Below are 26,056 nucleotides of genomic sequence, written 5' to 3'. Positions count from 1 at the left end.
ATGTCGCAGGCGGCCTTGAATACACGCGAGCGCGATGAGCCTACGGTCAGCCGTAGCCTGCGCCGCAGTAACGGTACCCAGCTGGCGGGGATTCTCTTCCTGCTGATGGTACTGGGGACCATCGGCTGGAGTGGCTGGGCAGTGCTGGGGTGGATGAAAGACGCCAACCGCCTGCCGCTCTCCAGGCTGGTGGTGACGGGTGAACGCCATTTCACCACCAATGACGACATCCGGCAGGCCATTATGGCCCTAGGGTCGCCGGGCACCTTCATGACGCAGGATGTGAATGTCATCCAGCAGCAGATTGAGCGGTTGCCGTGGATCAAACAGGCCAGTGTCCGCAAGCAGTGGCCGGATGAACTCAAGATCCATGTGGTGGAGTATGTGCCCGTTGCCCGCTGGAACGACCTGCATATGGTCGATGCTGAAGGAAAAGCCTTCAGCGTGCCGTCGGAGCGGATGAGCAACCAGAAGATGCCGTTGCTCTACGGGCCGGAAGGCAGTGAACAGGATGTTTTGCAAGGTTACAGAACGATGAGCCAGACGCTGGCCGCCGGTAAGTTCACGCTGAAGATGGTCTCCATGACCGCGCGTCACTCCTGGCAACTGGCGCTGGATAACGATATCCGTATTGATCTGGGCCGTGATGACCGTGCAGGACGCTTGCAGCGCTTTATTGAGCTGTTCCCGGTATTGCAGCAGCAGGCACAGACCGACAACAAGCGCGTCAGCTATGTCGATCTGCGTTATGACACCGGTGCGGCAGTGGGCTGGGCTCCGGCATTCGTTGAGCAGCAAAACAGTAATCAGCAACAAAATCAGGCACAGGCAAAACAACAATGATCAAGTCGACGGACAGAAAACTGGTAGTTGGACTGGAAATCGGTACGGCAAAGGTTGCGGCATTGGTAGGGGAAGTTCTGCCCGATGGCATGGTCAACATTATTGGGGTGGGCAGTTGCCCGTCCCGCGGTATGGATAAAGGTGGCGTCAACGATCTTGAGTCGGTGGTAAAATGCGTACAACGCGCCATCGATCAGGCGGAACTGATGGCAGATTGCCAGATATCGTCAGTTTACCTGGCATTATCCGGCAAACACATCAGTTGCCAGAACGAAATCGGGATGGTTCCTATTTCGGAAGAGGAAGTCACACAGGAAGATGTGGAAAATGTGGTACATACCGCTAAATCGGTACGTGTACGTGATGAACACCGCATTCTGCACGTGATTCCGCAGGAATACGCCATTGACTACCAGGAAGGTATCAAAAACCCGGTGGGGTTGTCCGGCGTGCGGATGCAGGCAAAAGTGCATCTGATTACCTGTCATAACGACATGGCGAAGAATATTGTAAAAGCCGTGGAACGTTGCGGCCTGAAAGTTGACCAACTGATTTTTGCCGGCCTCGCGGCCAGCTATGCGGTGCTGACGGAAGATGAGCGCGAGCTGGGTGTGTGCGTGGTGGATATCGGCGGCGGCACGATGGATATCGCCGTGTATACCGGTGGGGCGTTGCGCCATACCAAGGTGATTCCTTACGCCGGCAATGTGGTGACCAGTGACATTGCCTACGCCTTTGGTACCCCACCCACCGATGCCGAGGCCATTAAAGTGCGCCACGGATGTGCACTGGGTTCCATTGTCAGCAAGGATGAGAGCGTGGAAGTGCCCAGCGTAGGCGGTCGTCCGCCGCGCAGTCTGCAGCGCCAGACGCTGGCCGAGGTGATCGAGCCGCGTTATACCGAGCTGCTGAACCTGGTCAATGATGAGATCCTGCAATTGCAGGAGCAGCTGCGCCAGCAGGGCGTCAAGCATCATCTGGCCGCCGGTATTGTCCTGACCGGCGGCGCGGCACAAATCGATGGTCTGGCGGCCTGTGCCCAGCGGGTGTTTCACACCCAGGTCCGCATCGGCCAGCCGCTGAACATTACCGGACTGACGGATTATGCGCAGGAGCCTTACTACTCCACAGCGGTAGGGTTACTGCACTACGGAAAAGAGTCTCACCTGAGCGGTGAGGCGGAAGTGGAAAAACGCGCCTCAGTGGGCAATTGGTTCAAACGAATCAACAGCTGGCTGAGAAAAGAATTTTAATGTTTAACAAGAGATCAAGCTGATCCTCTTTTTTTGATCTCGAAGCGACAGGCACAAAACGGAGAGAAATTATGTTTGAACCTATGGAATTAACCAATGACGCGGTGATTAAAGTCATCGGCGTCGGCGGTGGCGGCGGTAATGCCGTTGAACATATGGTGCGTGAACGCATCGAAGGTGTTGAATTCTTCGCCGTAAACACAGACGCTCAGGCTCTGCGTAAGACGGCGGTGGGCCAAACCATCCAGATCGGCAGCGGGATCACCAAAGGGCTGGGCGCAGGCGCCAACCCGGAAGTGGGCCGCAACTCTGCCGAAGAGGACCGCGAGGCATTGCGTACGGCGCTGGAAGGCGCTGATATGGTCTTCATCGCGGCCGGCATGGGCGGCGGTACCGGTACCGGTGCTGCACCTGTTGTCGCTGAAGTGGCAAAAGATCTGGGTATTCTGACCGTGGCCGTTGTGACCAAGCCTTTCAATTTTGAAGGCAAGAAACGTATGGCCTTTGCCGAGCAGGGGATTGCGGAGCTTTCCAAGCACGTTGACTCCCTGATCACTATTCCTAACGACAAGCTGCTGAAAGTGCTGGGCCGCGGCATCTCCCTGCTCGATGCGTTTGGTGCTGCCAATGACGTGCTGAAAGGCGCGGTACAGGGCATCGCTGAATTGATCACCCGCCCGGGCCTGATGAACGTCGACTTCGCCGACGTGCGCACCGTGATGTCCGAAATGGGTTACGCCATGATGGGTTCCGGCGTGGCCTGTGGGGAAGACCGTGCGGAAGAAGCGGCCGAGATGGCTATCTCCAGCCCGCTGCTGGAGGATATCGATCTCTCCGGCGCCCGCGGTGTCCTGGTCAACATCACGGCCGGCTTCGACCTGCGTCTGGATGAGTTCGAAACCGTGGGTAACACTATCCGTGCTTTCGCATCGGATAACGCGACCGTGGTTATCGGTACGTCACTCGATCCGGAGATGAATGACGAATTGCGCGTCACCGTGGTGGCCACCGGCATCGGCATGGACAAACGTCCGGAAATCACGCTGGTGACCAACAAGCAGCAGACCCAACAGCAGCCGGTTATGGATCACCGTTACCAGCAGCATGGTCTGTCACCGCTGCCGCAGGAAAACAAACCTGCCGCCAAGGTGGTTAACGAGCAGAATACGCAGTCGAACAAAGAGCCTGATTACTTAGATATTCCGGCTTTCCTGCGCAAGCAGGCTGATTAATTGTCGCTGCTTTAGCATCTCCGCTCTTTGTGCTAAACTGTCCCGCCGATCCTGGTATAAGCTGGGATCGGTAGGATGGATAACATTGCGAGATAAAACGATGATCAAACAACGCACATTAAAACGTATTGTTCAGGCGACAGGCGTCGGTTTGCATACCGGTAAGAAGGTCACGCTGACTCTGCGCCCTGCACCGGCCAACACCGGGGTCATCTATCGCCGCACTGACTTGAATCCACCGGTAGATTTCCCGGCAGATGCCAAATCCGTGCGTGATACCATGCTCTGTACTTGCCTGGTCAATGAGCATGACGTACGTATTTCTACGGTTGAGCACCTGAATGCCGCCCTGGCGGGCCTGGGCATCGACAACATCGTTATTGAAGTTGATGCGCCGGAAGTTCCGATTATGGACGGCAGCGCCGCGCCTTTCGTCTACCTGCTGCTGGATGCCGGTATCGAAGAGCTGAATTCAGCCAAGAAATTCCTGCGGATTAAAGAGACTGTCCGCGTAGAAGACGGTGACAAGTGGGCCGAACTGCGACCGCACAATGGTTTCAGCCTGGACTTCACGATTGATTTTAATCACCCGGCGATTAACAGCAGCTCACAACGTTATCGTATGGATTTCTCGGCCGATGCTTTTGTGCGTCAAATCAGCCGGGCACGTACTTTCGGTTTCATGCGTGACATCGAGTACCTGCAATCCCGTGGCCTGTGCCTGGGCGGCAGCTTCGATTGTGCGATCGTCGTTGATGACTATCGTGTGCTGAACGAAGACGGCCTGCGTTTTGAAGACGAATTCGTGCGTCACAAAATGCTGGATGCCATCGGTGACTTGTTCATGTGCGGCCATAACATCATTGGCTCCCTGACGGCGTATAAGTCAGGCCATGCACTGAACAACAAACTGCTGCAGGCGGTGTTGGCGAAACAGGAAGCGTGGGAATATGTGACCTTCCAGGACGAAGCAGAAATGCCGCTGGCATTCAAAGCGCCGTCTGCTGTGTGGGCATAACCTTAGCTTAGTTTTTTTTATCACGACTGGTTGCACTGGTACTCTCTCCGGCCAGGGCAGCCAGCCGTTCTAACGCCTTTTTCAATTTTTCCGGGCTGCGATCCGCCACACCGCGTAACGCATCCGCACTCTGCGGGCTTAACTGCCGGTAAACCTCTCTCGTCTCTTCGTTCTGCGATTTTTGCGCAGGCGCTTCCGCTTTTGCCATTAACGAGGGATTAATCCTGATGTCGATTGCGGACAATGATGGTAATATTTGCGCTCGTAGTGCAGAGAGAAGATTGGACTGTTCGTAGCGTAATCGCATCATCCAACTGGCATTAGCCGTTTCAAGCACTAAAATACCCTGTCGGTAGTTAGCGACACGGCACCAGGGATGCAACTGAACAGGCAACAGACCTTTCACTGCACGGTTAAGCTTTAACAGCGCGGTAGCGCGTTGTTGTACGCTTTGCAGCGGGCTTTTCCCTCCTGCCGAGGCATCGTCGAACAGGACATCTAATAATTGTGGGCGGCTATCACGCATGGCGGGGCTCCGGCGGATCTAAACTCGTGATTGGTATTCTAAATCGTTGGCGACAATTTGGCAGACGTTATTTCTGGCCGCATCTTCTGCTGGGGATGGTCGCGGCGAGCTTTGGCGTGTCGTCCGGGATAGGTAATACCTCTGATCAATCCGCCTTGCCCAATCCGTCTTCCACATTAAACCGCCAGAACAGTGCCAGTACAGCCTTTACGCGCCTGATGCTGTTGCAAGAGGCGCATCGCCGCCCTGCCTTCAGTGTTGACTACTGGCACCAGCATGCCATCCGAACGGTTATCCGTCACCTTTCCTTTGCTCTGGCCCCAACGGTCATCTACCAGACAGCTACCGAGGCTGAAGCGATTCAGGCTGAGCCATTACAGGCACAGCGCCTGGCCTTACTGCTCACGCTCAATGCATTGCTGACGCATGAGCCCAAGCCACCGACGATTATCCGCTTCACCTCCACCCGCCTTTTCATGGCAGTGACCCACTATCAGGCAGGCTTGTGGCTGGCGCAGGTGCAAGGTATTCGTGCCGGTCCGATTGCATAATTCCCTCAATACCTTTAAAACAATTGATAAATCAATAAAGTAGTGGCTAATAATTAGCCAGCTGAGAGATATTAAGAATTATGTTAATCAAATTATTGACCAAAGTATTTGGCAGCCGCAATGACCGCACTCTGCGCCGCATGCGCAAAGCCGTAGAGCAGATCAACCGTCTTGAGCCGGAAATGGAAAAGCTTTCCGATGATGCGCTGAAGGCGAAAACCGACGAATTCCGTGCCCGCCTGGCCAAAGGCGAAGTGCTGGAAAGCCTGATCCCGGAAGCTTTCGCGGTTGTGCGTGAGGCCAGTAAACGCGTCTTTGGTATGCGCCACTTCGACGTGCAGCTGCTGGGCGGTATGGTACTCAACGATCGTTGCATCGCTGAAATGCGTACCGGTGAAGGTAAAACCCTGACCGCAACCCTGCCGGCCTACCTGAATGCGCTGAGCGGCAAGGGCGTACACGTTATTACCGTCAACGACTATCTGGCCCAGCGTGACGCCGAAAATAACCGTGCGCTGTTTGAATTCCTTGGCCTTTCCATCGGCATCAACCTGCCGGGGATGCCGGCACCGGCCAAACGTGCCGCGTACGCCGCTGACATCACTTACGGTACCAACAACGAATACGGGTTTGACTACCTGCGTGACAACATGGCCTTCAGCCCTGAAGAGCGCGTGCAGCGTAAACTGCACTATGCGCTGGTGGATGAGGTCGACTCCATCCTGATCGATGAAGCGCGTACTCCGCTTATCATCTCCGGCCCGGCTGAAGACAGCTCGGAGATGTACATCAAGGTCAACAAACTGATTCCCAAGCTGATTCGTCAGGAGAAAGAGGATTCAGAGACCTTCCAGGGCGAAGGCCACTTCTCGGTGGACGAAAAAGCCCGTCAGGTACATCTCACCGAACGCGGCCTGATTCTGATTGAAGAGCTGCTGATGGATGCCGGCATCATGGAGGAGGGCGAGTCACTCTACTCCCCGACCAACATCATGCTGATGCACCACGTCACTGCCGCTCTGCGCGCGCATGTGCTGTTCACGCGTGACGTGGATTACATCGTAAAAGACGGTGAAGTGATCATCGTTGATGAGCATACCGGCCGTACCATGCAGGGCCGCCGCTGGTCTGATGGTCTGCATCAGGCAGTAGAAGCCAAAGAGGGCGTGGAGATCCAGAACGAGAACCAGACCCTGGCCTCCATCACCTTCCAGAACTACTTCCGCCTGTATGAAAAACTGGCCGGGATGACCGGTACTGCTGACACCGAAGCATTCGAATTCAGCTCTATCTATAAGCTCGATACCATTGTAGTGCCGACCAACCGCCCGATGATCCGTAAAGATCTGCCGGATCTGGTCTACATGACCGAACTGGAAAAAATTGGCGCAATCATCGAAGACATTCGTGAGCGTACCGCTAACGGGCAGCCGGTGCTGGTAGGGACCATCTCTATTGAGAAATCGGAAGTGGTTTCCAATGAGCTGACCAAAGCCGGCATCAAGCACAACGTTCTGAACGCCAAGTTCCACGCCCGCGAAGCGGATATCGTGGCACAGGCCGGGCAGCCGGGTGCTGTGACCATCGCGACCAACATGGCCGGCCGTGGTACTGACATTATGCTCGGCGGCAGCTGGCATGCCGAGGTGGAAGAGCTGGAAGAGCCGACCCAGGAACAGATTGATGCCATCAAAGCGGCATGGCAGAAGCGCCATGACGCGGTACTGGCCTCCGGCGGCCTGCATATCATTGGTACTGAGCGCCATGAATCGCGCCGCATCGACAACCAGTTGCGTGGCCGTGCCGGTCGCCAGGGTGATGCCGGTTCCTCCCGCTTCTACCTGTCGATGGAAGATGCGCTGATGCGTATTTTTGCCTCTGACCGCGTCTCCAACATGATGCGGAAACTGGGCATGAAACCAGGTGAAGCGATTGAGCACCCGTGGGTGACCAAAGCGATTGCCAACGCCCAGCGTAAAGTGGAAAGCCGCAACTTCGACATCCGTAAGCAGTTGCTTGAGTATGATGATGTTGCCAACGACCAGCGCCGTGCCATCTACACCCAGCGTAATGAGCTGCTGGACGTGTCTGACGTCAGCGAAACCATTGCCAGCATCCGTGAGGATGTGTTTAAGGCCACGCTCGACAGCTACATTCCGCCGCAGTCACTGGAAGAGATGTGGGATATTCCCGGCCTGGAACAGCGCCTGAAAACCGACTTCGATCTCGACCTGCCGATTACCGAGTGGCTGGACAAAGAGCCGCAGCTGCATGAAGAAACGTTGCGCGAGCGCATCCTGCAAAATGCTATCGAAGTTTACCAGCGTAAAGAGGAAGTGGTCGGCATCGAGATGATGCGTAACTTTGAAAAAGGCGTGATGCTGCAAACGCTGGATTCCCTGTGGAAAGAGCACCTGGCCGCGATGGATTACCTGCGCCAGGGCATTCACCTGCGTGGTTATGCGCAGAAAGATCCGAAGCAGGAATATAAGCGCGAATCCTTTGCGATGTTTGCGGCGATGCTGGAATCCCTGAAGTATGAAGTTATCAGCACTCTGAGCAAAGTACAGGTTCGCTTGCCGGAAGAGGTTGAGGCACTGGAGCAGCAGCGTCGCGAAGAGGCAGAACGTCTGGCGCAGCAACAGCAGCTGAGCCACCAGAATGACGCGGCGATCGAAGCGGAAGCGGCGCGCAGCGGTGCAGCGGGCGAACGCAAAGTAGGCCGTAACGATCCGTGCCCATGCGGTTCAGGTAAAAAATACAAACAGTGTCACGGACGCCTGCAAAAGTAAGGCCGCGTTCATGACCACGCCGTGCTAAAGAGCGGGGTAAACGCATAAGACACAGGGGTTCAGCGTGCTGAGCCCCTGTTTTTTTGCACTGTGATCAGAAAAGACCCGCGATCAGCGAAGATTGCTGATCAAAAAAGCGTGATGACCAGAAAAGAAAAGGAGAAATGCATGACACTCAAGCACCTGACTATTGCCGTCGGTATCATCCGTAACCCCCGGCATGAAATCTTTATTACCCAGCGCGATGCCGGCTCCCATATGGCAGGATTCTGGGAGTTCCCCGGCGGCAAAGTCGAAGCCGGGGAGACGCCGGAGCAGGCCCTGATACGCGAACTGGACGAAGAGACCGGCATTGTGCCGGTTTCAGTGCAGCCGCTGAAACGTGTGGAGCATGCGTTTGACGATCGTCGCGTCACACTCCATTTCTTTCTTGTTGAGGCGTGGCAAGGTGAACCCTATGGCCGTGAGGGGCAACCGATGCGCTGGGTACCGCAGCAGGAATTACGGGAAGAGGATTTCCCGCCGGCTAATGCCGCCGTTATCGCCTTACTGAAAGCCTGATTTCCCTGTCTGGCGCGCCCCCCCGGGCAGCGCCTTCAGCCGGGCCTTAGCGCTCGTCCTCTTCGCTCCACTTTTCTGAGTCATTGATGTCGGTCTGGCTGGGAATACGCTTTTCTTCATCTGCCCATTCACCGAGATCAATTAACTGACAGCGCTTGCTGCAAAACGGGCGATAAGGGCTCTCTTCACCCCATATCACCGGTTTCCGGCAGGTCGGGCAATTGACGATAGTCTGTTCGTTATCCATTCGTTCTCCTAAAAAAGTAAACCGGGCCGCGCCTAGCAGCAGGCAAGCGTGAAAGAGAGGCGCGCCGGCACCTGCCCGCGTTCACTATCCAGTGATAAAAAGCGAATCGCGTAACGGGTTTTGTGGCCTGAAATCTGTGGGTAGATCTGGTGCTCCAGTGCCACCCGTAACCGCAACAGATCGGCATCTTCCGCGTTATCCTGGAAGAAACCATTCAAACTGATCTGGTTTTTAAACGCCCCTGACTGACGAATCAGATCAAGGATAATCGTCAGGGCGTCACTCAATGGCGCAAGCGTGGTAAGCCAGCTGTTTACCTGGCTATCACGCGCCTCCTGCTCCAGATGCAGCCACATGTGCAGCGTGGGCAGGTCAAAACTGCAACAGCCGCCCGGAATGCTCAACCGCTGCTTAACCAGACTAATCAACCGATCCTCACGCAGGGACTGCCCAAGCCGCGGCGCGGCCATCAGGGCGGTGGAGCGCTGTTTCAGCTGCTGGCGCAAGGCTTCAACCCGGGTCATATCCACACCCGGCACATCTGCCCATACCCGCAACTTCTGCTGCTGGCGTTCCAGCTCTTTGACCAGTTCGGTACGGACTTCACCACGCTCTAACACATCCAGCAGGTCAGCAATGGTACGGAAGAAGGCGAGGGCCGTGGTAATGTCACTGAGTACCGGGTACTGATGCAGTTGTTGCAGCAAAAACTCAATACGCAACCAGGTGCGCATCTTCTCATTCAACGGGTGTTCAAACAGAACGGTAGGAGAAAGGTCACTCATGTCTATTAATCCTGTTGGGTTGCCGCCGCCAGTTGCAGGTAATGCTGGTGAAGGGCAGCAACGCGCGGTCCGATCGCTGAGGGATCGCCGCTGTTATCAATCACATCGTCAGCACAGGCCAGGCGCTGTTCGCGTGTTACCTGTGCTGCAAGAATATTTTCGGCCTGCTGGCGTGACACCCCATCGCGCGCAGTGGTTCTGACCAGCTGCGTCTCACGATCAACGTCAATCACCAGCACCCGATCGGCACGCGTCTGCAAGCCATTTTCGACCAGCAACGGCACCACCCACAGCACATAGGGTGTGGTGGCCTGTTGGATCCGGCGTTGTGTCTCTTGCTGGATCAACGGATGCAGCAAGCTGTTCAGCCACGTTTTTTCCGTGGGGTCGGCAAAGATGAGCTCCCGCAAGCGGGCGCGGTTGAGGCTGCCGTCAGGGTGCAGCAGTGCCTCACCGAAATGCGCAGCGATGGCGCTGAGTGCCGGCGTGCCCGGTTCGACGACCTGACGGGCAATCACATCAGCGTCAATCACCGTTACACCTAAGCGGGAAAATGCATTCGCCACGGTACTTTTGCCACTGCCGATGCCGCCTGTCAGTGCAACAAGGTAGCTCATGGTTATGCTCTCAATAAGAAGGATAGACGAAACATAATGATACCCGGCAGAACCCTTTACTGCGGCAGTGTGCACAAGCCATTTTTTTGGGTCGCTGTACAGTCATAATCGTGAGCAGCATCACGCCGGTATTTATCAGTTAAATTTCTGTGATTGTAGCGTAAATAAAGTCAAATTCGCAGACTTGTTCGGCGATTATTCCGGCGTATGATGACGTCACTGGGAATGGCAGCACGACTCTTCGCGCACCTTTCTGCCCGATCACCTTTTGCGATCCGTCGCCGACTACCAGGAAACTGTCACCATGCGCATTGAAGAAGATGTAAAACTCGGCTTTAAAGATGTTTTAATCCGCCCGAAACGCTCTACCTTGAAAAGCCGCTCAGAGGTTGACCTGCAACGCCGCTTCACGTTTAAACATGCCGGCGCGGCCTGGTCAGGCGTACCGATTATTGCCGCCAATATGGACACGGTCGGCACGTTCCGTATGGCAACCGTTCTGGCCTCGTTTGATTTGTTGACTGCCGTGCATAAGCACTACAGCGTTGAGCAGTGGCGCAGCTTTATTGAAGGCGCGACGGAAGAGGTGCTGAATCATGTGATGGTCTCTACCGGCACCTCAGAAGCTGACTTTGTTAAAATGAAGCAGATTCTGGCCCTCTCTCCGGCCTTAAAATTCATCTGCATCGATGTGGCTAACGGTTATTCAGAACATTTTGTCGCTTTCCTGCAACGGGCGCGTGAAGCCTGCCCAGATAAAGTGATCTGCGCCGGGAATGTGGTCACCGGTGAAATGGTGGAGGAGCTGATCCTCTCCGGGGCTGACATTGTCAAAGTCGGTATTGGCCCGGGGTCTGTTTGCACCACACGGGTAAAAACCGGCGTGGGTTACCCGCAGCTGTCGGCCGTTATCGAATGTGCGGATGCCGCCCACGGCCTGGGCGGGCAGATTGTCAGTGACGGTGGCTGTGCCGTACCGGGCGATGTCGCCAAGGCTTTCGGCGGCGGCGCAGATTTCGTTATGCTGGGTGGCATGCTGGCCGGCCATAATGAATGTGAAGGCACTATCGTGGAAGAGAACGGTCAGGAGTTTATGCTGTTTTATGGCATGAGTTCTGAGTCAGCCATGAAACGCCATGTTGGCGGTGTGGCAGAGTACCGGGCTGCTGAGGGCAAAACGGTAAAACTCCCTCTGCGCGGGCCGGTAGAGCATACCGTGCGGGACATTCTGGGCGGTTTGCGCTCTGCCTGTACCTATGTCGGGGCTGAGCGGTTGAAAGAGCTGACCAAGCGCACCACCTTTATCCGGGTCGCCGAGCAGGAGAACCGTCTGTTCGGGCAGTAACCTCTTTTTTCGCCGGCCGCTACGTGTATCCCTTGCTGCCGGCGCATCCTCTTTTTACTGATCGCCAACCGCCAACCGCCAACCGCCAACCGCCAACCGCCAACCGCCAATTACCCACTACTTCTGCCAGGCTTCCCCTTTAACCATTGCCCATCACGCTGCCTAACTGGAAAATCGGCAGGTACATGGCAATCACCAGCCCACCGACCAGGCCACCCATCACCACCATCATCAGCGGTTCCAGCGTTTGCGCCAGTCCTTCAGCCTGTTGCATCGTGTGCTGTTCATACCATTGCGCCAGCCGTGCCAGCAGCGTATCCAATGATCCGGACTCCTCACCGACCCGGATCAACTGCCGGCACAGCGGGGTAAACAGCGGCTCTGCATTAATTGCCTGATGCAGCGGCACGCCCTGGCCCACCTGTTGCTGAACCCGCATCACGGCCTGCTGGTAACAGAGATTAGGCACCGCTCTGGCCGCCGCCTGCAAACCGGTAAGCAAATCCAGCCCGGCCCGTTGTGTCAGCGCCAGTGTCGAGAAAATCTGGGCAATGCTGCCGCCCTGAATGAGCCCGGCAATCAGGGGCAGATGTAACAGCGCTTGCTGTTCCCGTTGTTGCCAGCGCGGCTGGGGATGAAGCCGCAAACCATACCCCAGTGCGGCCAACCCCAGCAGCATAAGCAGCCATGGCCCTTGTGTGACCATCCAGTGAGAGCAGGTCATCAGCGCCTGGGTAAACCACGGCAACGGGGCGTTAAAACTCTGGTAGATCGCGGCAAAGGCCGGCAGCACCAGCGTCAGCATCAGGATACACACCAATAACGCGATCGCGCTGACGATCAGCGGGTAACGCACCGCTTTACTGACCTTCTGCCGCAGCCGCTGGGCCCGCTCTTCCAACTGGGAAAATTGTTGGCAGCAGTGATCGATATTGCCCGTCAGTTCGCCTACCTCCATCATCTGGAGACAGATAGCCGGAAACACCGCCGGATAGCGCGCCAGCACCCCGGAAAGCGGCAGGCCGTCTGCAATCCGGGCCGCCACGTCCCGCAGTATGCAGCGCCAGCCCGGCCTGGGGTGCCCCTCCGCCAGCAGAGTGATACTTTCCATCAGCGGCAGCCCGGCCTGTAGCAGAGTAGCCAGTTGCTGAAACAGTGCCGTGCGCTCTGCGGGTTTCCAGTAGCCTTTACGTAACCGGCCCTGGGAAACGACCCGCAGCGGTTGCAGCCCCTGATCCATAATCTGTTCAAGCGCCGCCGGTTTGCCGGCTGCCAACAGGTCGCCGTGCTGAAGCTGCCCCTGAAGGTCAATCGCCTGCCAGCGGAACAGGCAGGGGTCAGCCATCTTGCGCCCCCACCACCCGGTACACCTCTTCCAGCGACGTGGTGCCCTCCGCCGCCAGTGCCAGACCCACATGTAATAACGAAGCCTGCCCCTGATGCCGCGCAATCGCTGCCAGCTCCTGCACGGTGGCCTGCCGGGTTAATGCCTGCTGGATTTCCGGGGTAACAACCAGCATTTCATACAAACCGGTCCGGCCATAATACCCGGCACAACAATGGTGGCAGCCTGCCGCACGCCAGGGAAACAGCGGCCCGCCGGGGCTTCCCGGCGGCAGGGTTGCCGCCTCCGGGCTGCGGGTGCGGCAGTGGGGGCAGAGCCGGCGTACCAGCCGCTGGGCAATGACCAGTTTCAGGCAGGAAGCGATAAGGTAACCCTCAATGCCCATCTGGTTCAGCCGCACCAGAGTCTCCGTTGTCGAGTTGGTATGGAGCGTTGAGAGCACCAGGTGGCCGGTCTGGGCGGCGTTCACCGCGATCTCGGCAGTTTCCGCGTCACGGATTTCACCAATCATGATGATGTCCGGATCCTGGCGCAGCAGCGCCCGCAGGATGCGCGCAAAGCTGAGTTCCGCTTTCGGGTTCACCTGGGTCTGGTTGATGCCCTCCACCGGGATTTCGACCGGGTCTTCCACACTACAAAGGTTGTGCGCCGGGCTGTTAAGCTGCTTCAGCCCGCTGTAGAGCGTGACGGTTTTACCGCTGCCGGTCGGGCCGGTGACCAGGATCAGCCCTTGCGGTTGTGCCAGTACGCGCCGGAAACAGGCCAGCGCTTCCGGGGTCATGCCTAACTGCGCCATATCCGGTGCCTGTTGCGGCCCCTGTTGCAGCCGCAGCACCAGCTTTTCCCCGTACAACGTCGGTAAAGAGGAGAGGCGAAGGGCGAGCGGCTGACCGCCACACTGCACGGTACACTGCCCATCCTGCGGCAGGCGACGTTCGGCAATATCCAGCTTGCCCATGACTTTAAGGCGCGCACCGATCTGGTTACCTAACCCGGCCGGGGGCGGGGTAATCTCCTGTAACACGCCGTCAATCCGCAGCCGCAGGCGATAACGCCCCGCATACGGCTCAAGATGAATGTCCGAAGCACGCCGCTGCAACGCCAGCAACAACATCTCGCGGATAAAAAGCGCCGCCGGGGCGTTGTCATCAGCCGGTGCCGCGTCTGCCTGACTGCGCAGAGAGGCGGGCGGGGGCTCTGCAGCTGCCTGGGGGGCCGCCTGCCGCGCCTGTTCAAGGCGTGCCGCAGGCCAGCACTCGGTGTGCAACGTCTGGGGGCAGGCAAACCGCAGGGCTTCGCTTAGCGCCTCCAGCACCTCAGCCTGGGCCGCAACATGCAGGTGCTGCGCATCATGGTGGATAATCACTGCCTGAAACCGCGCACAGATTTGGCGCAGCGCGGCGGTGTGTTCCGTGGTGACCGTCATCACGCATTCCCCGCTTCAAACCGGAATATCTCTTCGCACAGCGTTTGCAGCTCGCTTGCTGCCGCAACACACTGGCGCTGCCACACCAGCCCGCCGGCCTGGGTGTCCGGTACCGGGGTCAGGGTGACATTCAGGCCATTCAACGCGGCCTGCCCGGTCAGGGTAATCACGCCGTTGGTCACCGTCACTCCACTCACATAATGAGTAGATTTACTGGCCGGGATCCCTGCTGTACCGAGGTTGCAGCCGGTCAACGCACCCTGCTCAATGGCACAAAGTTCCGTCGCCATTTTGTAAGGGGTCATCGCCTGTAACATATCGGTCAGGGCGGCTTTCTGGATATAGCTCTGATAGGCGGGGATGCCGACGGCACTCAGAATGGCGATGATGGCAATTACTACCATCAGTTCAATCAGGGTAAAGCCTTGCTGGTAATGCATGTTTTCACTCCGCTGGAATAAGGTGCCGCCACGGTAAGCATCCGGGCGGCGGGGTGCCAGCGGCAAGGCATCAACGTTCGGCGTGGCTCGGAATAAAAAACCACTATTCAGCGGGTTACAAAAAAGAGTGGAAGCAGGATCGCAGGCGGTGAGGAAAGAAAAACAGCGGGAAAAAAAGCAGCGTATAACAGCGCAACGGCTCCCGGTATGGCGGCCGGGAGCCGGTCACTCAGCGGAAGCGCATGGAGAGGTCCATTGCCCGCAGGTGCTTGGTCAGGGCACCGACGGAGATGTAATCCACCCCGGTTTCGGCAAACTGGCGCAGGGTAACATCGGTGACATTGCCGGACACTTCCAGCTTGGCACGCCCCTGGGCCAGGGCAACGGCCTCACGCATCATCTCCAGGCTGAAGTTGTCCAGCATGATGATGTCTGCCTCGGCATCCAGTGCCTGGCGCAGTTCGTCGAGGGTTTCGACCTCTACCTCGATCGGCACGTCAGCATGCATCCAGAACGCCTTTTCCACGGCCTGTTTGATGGAGCCGGAGGCAATAATGTGGTTTTCCTTGATCAGGAAAGCATCAGAAAGGCCGAGGCGATGGTTGCTGCCGCCCCCGCACAGCACGGCATATTTCAGTGCAGTACGCAGGCCGGGCAGGGTTTTACGGGTGTCGAGCAACTGGGTGCGGGTGCCTTCCAGTAAGTCAACATAACGGCTGACTTCGGTGGCCGCGCCGGAGAGCGTCTGGATAAAGTTAAGGGCGGTGCGTTCGCCGGTCAGCAACAGGCGGGCCGGGCCGCTGAGTTCGCACAGGAGCTGGTTCGGCACCACACGATCCCCGTCGTTGACATGCCAGGTGACGTGTACTTTGTTATCAAGCTGGATGAACACCTCATTCAGCCAGCGCGCACCACAAAAAACGCCGGCCTCACGGGTGATGATGGTGGCCTCGGCCTGCTTGTCCGCCGGCAGCAATTGCGCGGTCAGATCGCGGTCGGCATCCACATCGCCGCCGAGATCTTCACGCAACGCCTGGGCAACCAGGTAAGGAATATCATGTTGGATACGGTTGAGTAATTCAGTCCGGCGGCTCTCGGCACTGTAGCTGCGGGTTGGCATGAAAATCTCCGAAATGGCGGATTAGGGGGTAGGGGAAACATGCTACCCTGTTGCCCGGATAAGTACCATATCGGGCCGTGATGCGTACCGGCCACAGGCAATACCCGGTGCACGGGAAGAGGTGAAGCATGGAACTGGAAAAAGGGTGGCTGACCGGGGTCAGAAAGGTGGTGTCGCCGCATTGTGATCAACGCCCGGCGGATACCGTGCCGAACCTGTTGATTATACATAATATCAGCCTGCCGCCCGGCCGGTTTGGCGGCCCTTACATTGACCAGCTGTTTACCGGCACGCTGAACCCGCAGGATGACCCGTTCTTTGCAGAGATTCATACCCTGCGGGTCGCTGCGCACTGCCTGATCCGGCGCGATGGCGAGATTGTGCAGTATGTCTCCTTCAATGATCGGGCCTGGCACGCGGGCGTATCACAATGGCAGGGGCGTGAGCGCTGCAACGATTTCTCCATCGGCATTGAGCTGGAAGGCACCGACACGCTGCCGTTTACCGAGGCGCAGTACCGGAGCCTGACAGAGGTCAGCGAATTGTTAATTAGCGCGTATCCTATTACTGTAGAAAACATTACCGGTCACAGTGAGGTGGCACCGGGGCGCAAAACCGATCCCGGCCCGGCGTTCGACTGGGCCGGTTATCGTCAGCGACTCAGGGCCGTGCAGCCGTAAGGCACCCGGTTGGATATGCGTGAAATAAGGGGATACTTCGGCAGATGACGCTTTTTACTTTATTGCTGGTTTTAGCATGGGAGCGCCTGTTTAAACTGGGCGAACACTGGCAGCTGGACCACCGGCTGGAACAGGTTTTTCAACGAACCCGTGGCGCGTCATGGCCAAAAACGGTGCTGATGCTGCTGTGCTGGCTCGGCGTCGTGTGGGGCATCTTGTGGGTGGTACATGGGTTGTTCTTCGGCGTGCTGACCTTGATCCTGTGGGTATTGATTGGCCTGCTGTGCATTGGGGCCGGCAGCAAGCGCCGCCACTACCGCGCGTACCTGAAAGCAGCACGGCAGGGGGATGCCCATGCCTGTGAGCATCTGGCAGGCGAACTGGCACTGATTCACGGGCTGCCGGTGGACTGTGCCCAGGAGCTGCGGTTGCGTGAGCTGCAAAATGCGCTGCTGTGGATTAACTTCCGTTACTATCTGGCTCCGCTGTTCTGGTTTGTGTTGTGCGGGCCTTACGGGCCATTGGCCCTGGCGGGTTATGCGTTCCTGCGCGCCTACCAGAGCTGGCTGGCACGGCACGGTACCCCGCTGCTGCGGGCGCAATCCGGGATTGATGCGCTGTTGCATCTGCTGGACTGGGTACCGGTGCGGCTGGCCGGTGTCGCTTATGCACTGCTGGGGCACGGTGAACGGGCACTGCCGGCGTGGTTTGCCTCTGTGTGGGATCGCCATACATCGCAATATACCGTACTGACCGGCTTGGCTCAGTTCTCACTGGCACGCGAGCCGCATCTGGACCCGATTCAGACGCCGCGCGCCGCAGTGACCATGGCGAAAAAGGTGACGATGATCATTGTGGTGGTGGTGGCGCTGCTGACCATTTACGGCACCTTAACCTGACCTGACCTGACGGCGAGGCCGGGCAGCGGCAGAGAAAACCGGGAATAAAAAAGCACGGCGCGCCGTGCTTTTTTGTGGGCAGGGTGAAAGGGCGCCGTGTGGAAAGAGGCGCCATTCTCTGCATCAGCCACATCATTTATCTGATGCAAAGCCGCATGCCGTCAGCGGTTGTCCGCAGGCGGTACGCCGAAGACCGGCATGCCTTGTTTGTCCCATTCCAGATCTTTGATGCGGGTATGGCGGTTGGGATCGTAGAGCGGATCGCCCTCAATCTCGGTGTAGTTACGGGCATGGTAAACCAGCACATCACCGCCCTGCGCGTTAACGGTAAAGCTGTTATGCCCCGGCCCGAACTGGCGGTTCTCCCAGCTGGTGGTAAAGACCGGTGTCGGGGATTTATGCCAGCTGGCCGGGTTCATCAGGTTGCTGTGAATATCTGCCCAGAGCAGGCCGATGCAGTAGTTCTCGTCGGTGGCGCTGGCGGAATAGCTAATGAAAATCCGTTCGCCATGTACCACCACCGCCGGCCCCTCATTAACCCAGAAGCCGCGCGTCTCCCACTCCAGCTCCGGTTTGCTCAGCATTACCGGGGTGCCTTTCAGCCGCCAGGCATTCTCCATTTCACACAGGTAAAGGTTGGAGTTGCCGCGGATGGCCGGGTCTTTTTGCGCCCACAGGTAGTAGCGCGTCCCCTGATGTTCAAAGGTAGTGGCATCCAGCGAAAAGCTGTCGAACTGGGTATGGATGCGCCCGCGTTCAATCCAGCGGCCGCGCAGCGGGTCGTCATCCGCACACTCCAGCGCGTACATCCGGTGCTGGAACAGCCCATCAACGATGGTTTTTGACGGCGCAGCAGCGAAGTAAATAATCCACTTGCCGTCAACCCGGTGCAGCTCCGGGGCCCAGATCAGCGCGCTCATCGGGCCGCGCTCCGGCTTGCGCCAGACAATGTACGGCTCGGCCGTCGCCAGCGCCTCCAGCGAAGGCGCGCGGCGCAGCTCCAGCCGGTCATACTCCGGCACGGAAGCGATAAAGTAGTAATGGCCGTCATCATGACGATAGATAAACGGGTCGGCACGCTGGGTAATCAGCGGGTTAGGGTAACGTGTTGCGGTCATGCCTGCGGCTCCTTATCTGCGGCAATCAGGGCGGCACCCTCACGGTGTTTGCTGCCCTGGTACTCCGCCAGTTCACGGTAATTCTGGCGGCGTTTTTCCAAATCAAGCTGAATCTGTGCCATCAGGCTGCGGTCAACCTTCAGCAGGCGTACCACCCCGGCGGTGATCAGGTAGCCTACACCCGGGATGATGGTGAACAGCAGCACAATGCCGTTCACGGCAGAGGCGCTCTGCTGTTTCGCCCCGGCATCATAACCATAGAACGAGAGCAGGAAACCGACCATCGCCCCGGCAATTGCCAGCCCGACCTTCAGGAAGAACAGGTTACCGGAGAAGCTGATACCGGTGATACGTTTGCCGGTTTTCCATTCGCCGTAGTCATCCACGTCGGCCATCAGTGACCAGTGCAGCGGGGAAGGGATCTGGTGCAGGATGTTCAGCACAAAATAGGCAACCAGAATCAGGTTGGTGAGATGCGGGTCAAGGAAGTAGAAGCCGCTGGAACAGATGGCCAGCACGATGTTGGTCCAGAAGAACACTTTCAGCTTGCAGAACTTGTCGGTCAGCGGTTTCGCCAGTGCCGCACCAATCATCATGCCGACCACGCCCAGGCTGATAAAGAAGCTGGCAAAAGAGGCGGACTGCCCCATCACCCAGGTGACGTAGTACATGGTGGCGGCCATACGGATAAAGCCGGGGCAGACGTTACACAGCGTCAGCAGCAGAATGCGCACCCACTGGTCATTTTTCCAGACATCTTTCAGGTCAGATTTCAGCGCATCACGGCTCGGCACCGCCGGCTGAATGCGCTCACGCACGGTGGCAAAGCAGAACAAGAACATAAACAGCGCAATCACCGCCATCACGCCCATCGACATCTGGTAGCCGCGCGCCCGGTCATCGCCGCCAAACCATTCCGCCATCGGCAGCAGGGTAGAGGAGAGGATCAGGGTAGCAATGCCGACCATAAAGAAGCGGTAGGACTGACAGGAGACGCGCTCATGCGGGTCAGCGGTGATCACGCCGCCCAGTGAACAGTAAGGAATATTGATGGCGGTATAAGTCAGGGACATCAGGAAATAGGTGACAAAGGCATAGATCACCTTGCTGTTATAGCTCCACTCCGGGGTGGTAAACATCAGCACACTAAACAGCACATAGGGCACTGAAATCCAGAGCAGGTAGGGGCGGAAGCGCCCCCAGCGGCTTTCGGTGCGGTCAGCAATCGCGCCCATAATCGGGTCAGTGACGGCATCAATCACCCGTACGGAGAGCAGCAACACGCCCACCAGCGCCGGCGCCAGGCCAAACACATCGGTATAAAAATAGTTGAGAAAGAGCATGATGGCGCCGCCAATCATGTTGCAGCCGGCGTCGCCCATCCCATAGCCAATCTTCTCTTTAATCGAAAGCGCCCCACCTTTCATGGATCTTTTCTCCGTGATGGATAAAAACTGCTGTCAGGCGACGATTATTGCGCCCTCTGCCGCACACTATGCAGAAGCCGATGGTTATAGAGATGGACAAATCAGTCACGCTGGTGAAAGTGTGAGATTGTTAGCAAGTTAACAACAAACTTGCTTATTTATTAACAGGGTTAACGGCGGGCAGCGGGAAGCGGGCATAAAAAAGCCCGGCCTGAGCCGGGCTATCACACAATATTGCGCTAACCGCGCTAACCGCGCTAACCGCGCTAACCGCATTAGCCGCGTTTGCGGGTGAACCTGAAGCCGATGGCCAGGACAATCAGCCAGACCGGGATCAGCAGCACCGAAATACGGATGCCCGGCGTCAGGTACATGATCACCAGAATCGCGGCCATAAAGGCCAGGCAGAGGTAGTTGCTGAACGGGTACCAGAACGCCTTGAACTTCGGCTCAATGCCTTGCAGGCGTTTGACCTTGCGGAACTTCAGGTGCGCGAGGCTGATCATCGCCCAGTTAATCACCAGCGCGGAAACCACCAGCGCCATCAGCAGCTCAAACGCTTTGCCCGGCATCAGGTAGTTGATCACGACGCAGAGCGCGGTCGCCAGCGCGGAGATACCAATCGCCGCCACCGGTACGCCACGGCGATCGATTTTCATCAGCGCTTTCGGGGCGTTGCCCTGTTTCGCCAGGCCGTACAACATACGGCTGTTGGAGTAGACGCAGCTGTTATACACCGACAGCGCCGCCGTCAGCACCACGATGTTCAGCACCGTCGCCACCACATTGCTGTTCAGCGCGTGGAAAATCAGCACGAACGGGCTGCCGCCTTCCACCACTTTGCCCCACGGGTAGAGTGACAGCAGGATCGCCAGCGAGCCGATATAGAAGATCAGGATACGGTAGATCACCTGGTTAGTGGCTTTCGGGATGGTGACATCCGGGTTATCCGCTTCTGCCGCCGTGATGCCGATAAGCTCCAGCCCGCCGAAGGAGAACATAATCACCGCCATTGCCATGATCAGCCCGCCGATGCCGTTCGGGAAGAAGCCGCCCTGCGCCCAGAGGTTGGTCACGGTCGCTTCCGGGCCGCCACTCCCACTCAGCAGCAGCCAGCCGCCGAACACGATCATGCCGACAATCGCCACCACTTTAATAATGGCGAACCAGAACTCCATCTCGCCATAGACTTTGACGTTGGTCAGGTTGATGGCGTTGATCAGCACAAAGAACACGGCGGCAGTGACCCAGGTCGGGATCTCCGGCCACCAGTACTGGATATAGATGCCGACAGCGGTGAGTTCCGCCATGGCGACCAGCACGTAAAGTACCCAATAGTTCCAGCCGGAAGCGAAACCCGCAAAGTTGCCCCAGTATTTATAGGCGAAATGGCTGAAGGAACCGGCGACCGGCTCTTCAACCACCATCTCACCCAATTGGCGCATGATCAGGAAGGCGATAAACCCCGCGACCGCGTACCCCAGCAGCACGGAGGGGCCTGCCATTTTAATTGTCTGTGCGATGCCGAGGAAAAGCCCGGTACCAATAGCACCACCCAGAGCAATAAGCTGAATGTGGCGATTTTTCAGCCCACGCTTCAGCTCGTCGCCATGCTGTTTTTCATCCATTTACTGTCCTCTGTCACTTGGAGCAAACGCCTTACCAGAGGCAGCTTACGCCGCTTGTAAGGCGATAATTACAGTTGTTGTATTAATGGGTTTACGATGCGCGGGAAAGGAAGAAACGCCGTGCGCTACCGTTGCGGCCAGAATAGTGGTAAGCGGAAAAATTTGCACTTGGTTTCTGAATGTAACTGTTTAATTAGCGTCCGGTTAGTGCAGGCGTGGAGAAATCCAGAGGCTGTGCCGGCATGGTCATCGAATGGTCATCACCGGCATGAATAATTCGGTTAAAGAGTATTAATGGTAAGACCGTTTTTTTTCGGGCGACGGCCATGCTGTGTTATGCCGGCAACATGACCATTGCATGGTTATGCGCAAATTCAGGATGTTCAGGCAGGGTTATGCAGGTTGCCACGTTTCAGCAGTCACGCTTATTTGTTTCATAAAAGTTAAAACTTGATCTGCATCAAAAATGGTCATACCAAGCGTGGGCGGGGCTTTTGATTTAGGTAGGTAAAAACTTTGTTAAAATGTGCGAGCCAGGCGCTTTTCATTCGTGCGATATGGACAGAAGGTGAATACTTTGTTAGTTTACGGGCACGTTTTATAAATTGGTATTACCAATTTACTACGCGCTTTCCGGTGAGAAGAATAACATGGCCTACAGCAAGATCCGCCAGCCCAAATTATCGGATGTGATTGAGCAGCAACTGGAGTATTTGATTCTGGAAGGGACACTGCGTCCCGGCGAGAAATTACCCCCGGAGCGTGAGCTGGCGAAACAGTTTGATGTGTCGCGTCCTTCTCTCAGAGAGGCCATCCAGCGTCTGGAGGCCAAGGGGCTGCTCCTGCGGCGTCAGGGCGGCGGCACCTTCGTCCAAAAAAACCTGTGGCAAAGCTTCAGCGACCCGCTTGCTGAACTGCTGGCCGACCACCCCGAATCACAATTCGACCTGCTGGAAACCCGCCACGCGCTGGAGGGTATCGCCGCATACTACGCGGCCCTGCGCGGGACGGAGGAAGATTTGCTGCGCATCCGCGATTGCCATCTGGTTATCCAGCAGGCGCAGGACAGCGGCGATCTGGATGCCGAGGCAGACGCGGTAATGCAGTACCAGGTGGCAGTTACCGAGGCGGCGCATAACGTGGTGCTGTTGCACCTGCTACGCTGCATGGGCCCGATGCTGGAAAAGAACGTCCGACAGAACTTTGAATTGCTCTACTCACGCCGCGAGATGCTGGCGAAAGTGAGCAGCCACCGTGCCGGCATTTTTGAGGCGATAGTGGCCCGCGAGCCGGAAAAGGCGCGTGAGGCATCGCACCGGCACCTGGCGTTTATTGAGGAAATTTTGCTGGATCTCAGCAGAGAACACAGCCGGCGAGAGCGCTCGCTGCGCCGTCTCCAGCAACGCAGGGATTAAGCGCTTAGTTAAGCACTGATAGCGGCAACCCATAACGGGCCTGTCTTCGTGTGTTCTGCCTCAGAGCACAGGAAGACAGGCTCCATTACACCAACGTATAGAGAAGATAAGGAATCCCACCATGTCAGAACGTGTAAATAATGACGTGGATCCGATCGAAACCCGCGACTGGGTACAGGCGATCGAATCGGTCATCCGTGAAGAGGGTGTTGAGCGTGCTCAGTTCCTGATTGATCAGGTTTTGGGAGAGGCACGTAAAGGTGGCGTTCAGGTCGCTGCCGGTGCCGCCGCACGCAATTACGTCAACACCATCAACGTGGAAGACCAGCCGGAGTATCCCGGTAATCTGGAGCTGGAGCGCCGCATCCGTTCCGCCATCCGCTGGAACGCCGTGATGACCGTATTGCGCGCGTCGAAAAAAGACCTGGAACTGGGTGGCCACATGGCGTCCTTCCAGTCTTCCGCGACCTTCTACGAAGTCTGCTTCAACCACTTCTTCCGTGCGCGCAATGAGAAAGATGGCGGCGACCTGGTCTACTTCCAGGGCCACATCTCCCCGGGCGTTTACGCACGTGCCTTCCTGGAAGGCCGCCTGACTGAAGAGCAGATGAACAACTTCCGCCAGGAAGTACACGGCAAAGGGCTCTCTTCTTACCCGCACCCGAAACTGATGCCGGAATTCTGGCAGTTCCCGACCGTGTCGATGGGCCTTGGCCCGATCAGCGCCATCTACCAGGCGAAGTTCCTGAAATACCTGGAGCACCGCGGCCTGAAAGACACCTCCGAGCAGACCGTTTACGCCTTCCTGGGTGACGGCGAAATGGATGAGCCGGAATCCAAGGGCGCGATCACCATCGCCACCCGTGAGAAACTGGACAACCTGGTGTTCGTGATCAACTGTAACCTGCAGCGCCTCGACGGCCCGGTGACCGGTAACGGCAAGATCATCAACGAGCTGGAAGGCATCTTCGGCGGCGCCGGCTGGGAAGTGATCAAAGTCATCTGGGGTTCCCGTTGGGACGAGCTGCTGCGTAAAGACACCAGCGGCAAGCTGATCCAGCTGATGAACGAAACCGTGGACGGCGACTACCAGACCTTCAAGTCCAAAAACGGTGCCTACGTGCGTGAGCACTTCTTCGGCAAATACCCGGAAACCGCCGCGCTGGTGAAAGACCTGAGCGACGACGAGATCTGGGCGCTGAACCGTGGCGGCCACGATCCGAAGAAAGTCTTCGCCGCGCTGAAAAAAGCGCAGGAGACCAAAGGCAAGCCGGTGGTTATCCTGGCCCATACCATTAAAGGTTACGGCATGGGCGTCACCGCGGAAGGCATGAACATTGCCCACCAGGTGAAGAAGATGAACATGGAAGGCGTGCGTTACTTCCGCGATCGCTTCAATGTGACCATCACGGACGAAAACATCGAAAGCCTGCCGTTCATCAAATTCGAAGAGGGTTCGGAAGAGCACAAATACCTGCATGAGCGCCGTCAGGCCCTGAAAGGGTATGTGCCGACCCGTCTGCCGAAGTTTACCCAGTCGCTGCAACTGCCGGCGCTGGAAGATTTCTCCGCCCTGCTGGAAGAGCAGAAGAAAGAGATCTCCACCACCATCGCCTTCGTGCGTGCGCTGAACGTGATGCTGAAAAACGATTCCATCAAGGATCGTCTGGTGCCGATCATCGCTGACGAAGCGCGTACCTTCGGGATGGAAGGGCTGTTCCGCCAGATCGGGATTTACAGCCCGAACGGCCAGCAATACACCCCGCAGGACCGCGAGCAGGTGGCCTACTACCGTGAAGACGAGAAAGGCCAGATCCTGCAGGAGGGGATCAACGAACTGGGCGCTGCCTCCTCCTGGCTGGCTGCGGCGACGTCGTACAGCACCAACGACCTGCCGATGATCCCGTTCTACATCTACTACTCAATGTTCGGCTTCCAGCGCATCGGTGACCTCTGCTGGCTGGCGGGCGACCAACAGGCGCGCGGCTTCCTGGTCGGCGGCACCTCCGGGCGCACCACGCTGAACGGCGAAGGCCTGCAGCACGAAGATGGCCACAGCCACATCCAGTCGCTGACCATCCCGAACTGTATCTCCTACGACCCGGCCTACGCCTATGAAGTGGCGGTGATCATGCATGACGGCCTGGAGCGTATGTACGGTGAAGCGCAAGAGAACGTTTACTACTACATCACCACGCTGAACGAGAACTACCACATGCCGGCCATGCCGGAAGGTGCCGAAGAGGGTATCCGCAAGGGTATCTACAAACTCGACACCCTGGAAGGCAGCAAAGGCAAAGTGCAGCTGCTCGGCTCCGGTGCCATCCTGCGCCATGTGCGTGAAGCGGCAGAGATCCTGTCGAAAGAGTACGGCGTGGGCTCTGACGTCTACAGCGTGACCTCCTTCACCGAACTGGCGCGTGACGGCCAGGACTGCGAGCGCTGGAACATGCTGCACCCGTCTGAAGAGCCGCGTGTGCCGTACATCGCCCAGGTGATGAGCGATGCGCCGGCCGTGGCCTCGACCGACTACATGAAACTGTTTGCCGAGCAGGTGCGCAGCTTCATCCCGGCCAGCGAGTTCCGCGTTCTGGGTACCGACGGTTTCGGCCGTTCCGACAGCCGTGAAAACCTGCGTCACCACTTCGAAGTGGACGCCTCCTACGTGGTGGTGGCTGCACTGGGTGAACTGGCAAAACGTGGCGATATCGACACCAAGGTAGTGGCAGAAGCGATTACCAAATTCGGCATCGATGCTGACAAAGTTAACCCGCGTCTGGCATAAGAG

23 protein-coding genes are annotated in these 26,056 nt (G+C 57.3%); 12 read left to right on the top strand and 11 right to left on the bottom strand.

Annotated features, from left to right (window positions below; all coding sequences use genetic code 11):
• The 4 genes from ftsQ to lpxC all read left to right on the top strand — a co-directional run bounded on the left by ftsQ (window position 1) and on the right by lpxC (window position 4,346).
• On the top strand, window positions 1-843 hold the full coding sequence (ftsQ, locus tag CYR55_RS03710; protein WP_101814814.1) for a cell division protein FtsQ: 843 nt from the start codon (window positions 1-3) through the stop codon (window positions 841-843).
• A complete protein-coding gene (ftsA, locus tag CYR55_RS03705; protein ID WP_072928843.1) occupies window positions 840-2,096 on the top strand; it encodes a cell division protein FtsA in 1,257 nt (418 codons plus the stop codon). The genes ftsQ and ftsA overlap by 4 nt, the downstream gene beginning before the upstream one ends.
• A gap of 71 nt (window positions 2,097-2,167) precedes the next feature.
• Entirely contained in the window at window positions 2,168-3,328 is a 1,161-nt protein-coding gene (gene ftsZ / locus CYR55_RS03700) for a cell division protein FtsZ (protein ID WP_101814813.1), read from the top strand.
• A 100-nt stretch (window positions 3,329-3,428) separates the two neighbouring features.
• Window positions 3,429-4,346, top strand: a complete 918-nt coding sequence (lpxC, locus tag CYR55_RS03695) for a UDP-3-O-acyl-N-acetylglucosamine deacetylase (RefSeq protein ID WP_101814812.1) — start codon at window positions 3,429-3,431, stop codon at window positions 4,344-4,346.
• Between the two features lie 7 nt (window positions 4,347-4,353).
• Here the strand turns inward: lpxC and CYR55_RS03690 are convergent, their stop codons facing one another.
• On the bottom strand, window positions 4,354-4,872 hold the full coding sequence (locus tag CYR55_RS03690) for a DUF721 domain-containing protein (protein ID WP_101814811.1): 519 nt from the start codon (window positions 4,870-4,872) through the stop codon (window positions 4,354-4,356).
• A gap of 26 nt (window positions 4,873-4,898) precedes the next feature.
• Here CYR55_RS03690 and secM point away from each other — a divergent pair, with 26 nt between their 5' ends.
• The 3 genes from secM to mutT all read left to right on the top strand — a co-directional run bounded on the left by secM (window position 4,899) and on the right by mutT (window position 8,776).
• Complete coding sequence (secM, locus tag CYR55_RS03685; RefSeq protein ID WP_101814810.1) at window positions 4,899-5,423, top strand: secA translation cis-regulator SecM; 525 nt, start codon at window positions 4,899-4,901, stop codon at window positions 5,421-5,423.
• An 80-nt stretch (window positions 5,424-5,503) separates the two neighbouring features.
• The gene (gene secA / locus CYR55_RS03680; RefSeq protein ID WP_101814809.1) at window positions 5,504-8,215 is read left to right on the top strand and encodes a preprotein translocase subunit SecA; all 2,712 of its coding nucleotides are present in this window, start codon (window positions 5,504-5,506) and stop codon (window positions 8,213-8,215) included.
• Between the two features lie 168 nt (window positions 8,216-8,383).
• Complete coding sequence (gene mutT / locus CYR55_RS03675; protein ID WP_101814808.1) at window positions 8,384-8,776, top strand: 8-oxo-dGTP diphosphatase MutT; 393 nt, start codon at window positions 8,384-8,386, stop codon at window positions 8,774-8,776.
• Window positions 8,777-8,822: 46 nt separating this feature from the next.
• Here the strand turns inward: mutT and yacG are convergent, their stop codons facing one another.
• Genes yacG through coaE form a run of 3 tightly spaced genes read right to left on the bottom strand, consistent with a single transcriptional unit; the run spans window position 8,823 to window position 10,425 of the window.
• The gene (yacG, locus tag CYR55_RS03670) at window positions 8,823-9,023 is read right to left on the bottom strand and encodes a DNA gyrase inhibitor YacG (protein WP_101814807.1); all 201 of its coding nucleotides are present in this window, start codon (window positions 9,021-9,023) and stop codon (window positions 8,823-8,825) included.
• Between the two features lie 32 nt (window positions 9,024-9,055).
• On the bottom strand, window positions 9,056-9,808 hold the full coding sequence (zapD, locus tag CYR55_RS03665; protein WP_101814806.1) for a cell division protein ZapD: 753 nt from the start codon (window positions 9,806-9,808) through the stop codon (window positions 9,056-9,058).
• A 5-nt stretch (window positions 9,809-9,813) separates the two neighbouring features.
• The gene (coaE, locus tag CYR55_RS03660) at window positions 9,814-10,425 is read right to left on the bottom strand and encodes a dephospho-CoA kinase (protein WP_101814805.1); all 612 of its coding nucleotides are present in this window, start codon (window positions 10,423-10,425) and stop codon (window positions 9,814-9,816) included.
• A 304-nt stretch (window positions 10,426-10,729) separates the two neighbouring features.
• Between coaE and CYR55_RS03655 the strand changes: the two genes are divergently transcribed.
• Window positions 10,730-11,770, top strand: a complete 1,041-nt coding sequence (locus tag CYR55_RS03655) for a GMP reductase (RefSeq protein WP_101814804.1) — start codon at window positions 10,730-10,732, stop codon at window positions 11,768-11,770.
• 139 nt (window positions 11,771-11,909) lie between these two features.
• Here the strand turns inward: CYR55_RS03655 and hofC are convergent, their stop codons facing one another.
• From hofC to nadC, 4 genes are all read right to left on the bottom strand, one after another.
• Window positions 11,910-13,115: a protein transport protein HofC gene (gene hofC / locus CYR55_RS03650; protein ID WP_101814803.1), complete on the bottom strand. Its 1,206-nt coding sequence runs from the start codon at window positions 13,113-13,115 to the stop codon at window positions 11,910-11,912.
• Window positions 13,108-14,541, bottom strand: coding sequence for a type II secretion system protein GspE (gene gspE / locus CYR55_RS03645; protein ID WP_101814802.1), 1,434 nt, complete (start codon window positions 14,539-14,541; stop codon window positions 13,108-13,110). Before gspE ends, hofC begins: the two co-directional genes overlap by 8 nt.
• The gene (ppdD, locus tag CYR55_RS03640) at window positions 14,541-14,981 is read right to left on the bottom strand and encodes a prepilin peptidase-dependent pilin (RefSeq protein ID WP_101814801.1); all 441 of its coding nucleotides are present in this window, start codon (window positions 14,979-14,981) and stop codon (window positions 14,541-14,543) included. Before ppdD ends, gspE begins: the two co-directional genes overlap by 1 nt.
• A gap of 229 nt (window positions 14,982-15,210) precedes the next feature.
• A complete protein-coding gene (nadC, locus tag CYR55_RS03635; RefSeq protein ID WP_101814800.1) occupies window positions 15,211-16,101 on the bottom strand; it encodes a carboxylating nicotinate-nucleotide diphosphorylase in 891 nt (296 codons plus the stop codon).
• A 128-nt stretch (window positions 16,102-16,229) separates the two neighbouring features.
• On the opposite strand from nadC, the gene ampD reads away from it, so the two are divergent.
• A complete protein-coding gene (gene ampD, locus CYR55_RS03630) occupies window positions 16,230-16,781 on the top strand; it encodes a 1,6-anhydro-N-acetylmuramyl-L-alanine amidase AmpD (protein WP_101814799.1) in 552 nt (183 codons plus the stop codon).
• A 44-nt stretch (window positions 16,782-16,825) separates the two neighbouring features.
• Window positions 16,826-17,680, top strand: a complete 855-nt coding sequence (gene ampE / locus CYR55_RS03625; RefSeq protein ID WP_101814798.1) for a beta-lactamase regulator AmpE — start codon at window positions 16,826-16,828, stop codon at window positions 17,678-17,680.
• 161 nt (window positions 17,681-17,841) lie between these two features.
• On the opposite strand, the gene CYR55_RS03620 is transcribed toward ampE, so the two are convergent.
• The 3 genes from CYR55_RS03620 to CYR55_RS03610 all read right to left on the bottom strand — a co-directional run bounded on the left by CYR55_RS03620 (window position 17,842) and on the right by CYR55_RS03610 (window position 21,853).
• Window positions 17,842-18,798, bottom strand: a complete 957-nt coding sequence (locus tag CYR55_RS03620; protein ID WP_101814797.1) for a glycoside hydrolase family 43 protein — start codon at window positions 18,796-18,798, stop codon at window positions 17,842-17,844.
• The gene (locus tag CYR55_RS03615) at window positions 18,795-20,225 is read right to left on the bottom strand and encodes a glycoside-pentoside-hexuronide (GPH):cation symporter (RefSeq protein WP_101814796.1); all 1,431 of its coding nucleotides are present in this window, start codon (window positions 20,223-20,225) and stop codon (window positions 18,795-18,797) included. Before CYR55_RS03615 ends, CYR55_RS03620 begins: the two co-directional genes overlap by 4 nt.
• A gap of 275 nt (window positions 20,226-20,500) precedes the next feature.
• Window positions 20,501-21,853 (bottom strand): amino acid permease, encoded by a 1,353-nt coding sequence (locus tag CYR55_RS03610; RefSeq protein ID WP_101814795.1) that lies wholly within the window; start codon window positions 21,851-21,853, stop codon window positions 20,501-20,503.
• Between the two features lie 650 nt (window positions 21,854-22,503).
• Here CYR55_RS03610 and pdhR point away from each other — a divergent pair.
• Entirely contained in the window at window positions 22,504-23,268 is a 765-nt protein-coding gene (gene pdhR / locus CYR55_RS03605; protein WP_072928879.1) for a pyruvate dehydrogenase complex transcriptional repressor PdhR, read from the top strand.
• Between the two features lie 121 nt (window positions 23,269-23,389).
• A complete protein-coding gene (aceE, locus tag CYR55_RS03600) occupies window positions 23,390-26,053 on the top strand; it encodes a pyruvate dehydrogenase (acetyl-transferring), homodimeric type (RefSeq protein ID WP_101814794.1) in 2,664 nt (887 codons plus the stop codon).
• Window positions 26,054-26,056 lie beyond the last annotated feature (3 nt).

Source organism: Chimaeribacter californicus (assembly GCF_002858675.1).
In the GTDB taxonomy this organism is placed as follows: Bacteria; Pseudomonadota; Gammaproteobacteria; order Enterobacterales; family Enterobacteriaceae; genus Chimaeribacter; species Chimaeribacter californicus.
This window is presented reverse-complemented; position numbering and strand designations above follow the sequence as displayed.

Coding starts and splice junctions, on each gene's coding strand:
- CYR55_RS03610 (WP_101814795.1), bottom strand. CDS start 21,853: ATGGATGAAAAACAGCATGGCGACGAGCTGAAGCGTGGGCTGAAAAAT.
- nadC (WP_101814800.1), bottom strand. CDS start 16,101: ATGCCAACCCGCAGCTACAGTGCCGAGAGCCGCCGGACTGAATTACTC.
- ftsZ (WP_101814813.1), top strand. CDS start 2,168: ATGTTTGAACCTATGGAATTAACCAATGACGCGGTGATTAAAGTCATC.
- lpxC (WP_101814812.1), top strand. CDS start 3,429: ATGATCAAACAACGCACATTAAAACGTATTGTTCAGGCGACAGGCGTC.
- secA (WP_101814809.1), top strand. CDS start 5,504: ATGTTAATCAAATTATTGACCAAAGTATTTGGCAGCCGCAATGACCGC.
- hofC (WP_101814803.1), bottom strand. CDS start 13,115: ATGGCTGACCCCTGCCTGTTCCGCTGGCAGGCGATTGACCTTCAGGGG.
- ppdD (WP_101814801.1), bottom strand. CDS start 14,981: ATGCATTACCAGCAAGGCTTTACCCTGATTGAACTGATGGTAGTAATT.
- CYR55_RS03615 (WP_101814796.1), bottom strand. CDS start 20,225: ATGAAAGGTGGGGCGCTTTCGATTAAAGAGAAGATTGGCTATGGGATG.
- CYR55_RS03690 (WP_101814811.1), bottom strand. CDS start 4,872: ATGCGTGATAGCCGCCCACAATTATTAGATGTCCTGTTCGACGATGCC.
- ftsQ (WP_101814814.1), top strand. CDS start 1: ATGTCGCAGGCGGCCTTGAATACACGCGAGCGCGATGAGCCTACGGTC.
- ampD (WP_101814799.1), top strand. CDS start 16,230: ATGGAACTGGAAAAAGGGTGGCTGACCGGGGTCAGAAAGGTGGTGTCG.
- zapD (WP_101814806.1), bottom strand. CDS start 9,808: ATGAGTGACCTTTCTCCTACCGTTCTGTTTGAACACCCGTTGAATGAG.
- ampE (WP_101814798.1), top strand. CDS start 16,826: ATGACGCTTTTTACTTTATTGCTGGTTTTAGCATGGGAGCGCCTGTTT.
- CYR55_RS03620 (WP_101814797.1), bottom strand. CDS start 18,798: ATGACCGCAACACGTTACCCTAACCCGCTGATTACCCAGCGTGCCGAC.
- mutT (WP_101814808.1), top strand. CDS start 8,384: ATGACACTCAAGCACCTGACTATTGCCGTCGGTATCATCCGTAACCCC.
- CYR55_RS03655 (WP_101814804.1), top strand. CDS start 10,730: ATGCGCATTGAAGAAGATGTAAAACTCGGCTTTAAAGATGTTTTAATC.
- aceE (WP_101814794.1), top strand. CDS start 23,390: ATGTCAGAACGTGTAAATAATGACGTGGATCCGATCGAAACCCGCGAC.
- pdhR (WP_072928879.1), top strand. CDS start 22,504: ATGGCCTACAGCAAGATCCGCCAGCCCAAATTATCGGATGTGATTGAG.
- gspE (WP_101814802.1), bottom strand. CDS start 14,541: ATGACGGTCACCACGGAACACACCGCCGCGCTGCGCCAAATCTGTGCG.
- ftsA (WP_072928843.1), top strand. CDS start 840: ATGATCAAGTCGACGGACAGAAAACTGGTAGTTGGACTGGAAATCGGT.
- coaE (WP_101814805.1), bottom strand. CDS start 10,425: ATGAGCTACCTTGTTGCACTGACAGGCGGCATCGGCAGTGGCAAAAGT.
- yacG (WP_101814807.1), bottom strand. CDS start 9,023: ATGGATAACGAACAGACTATCGTCAATTGCCCGACCTGCCGGAAACCG.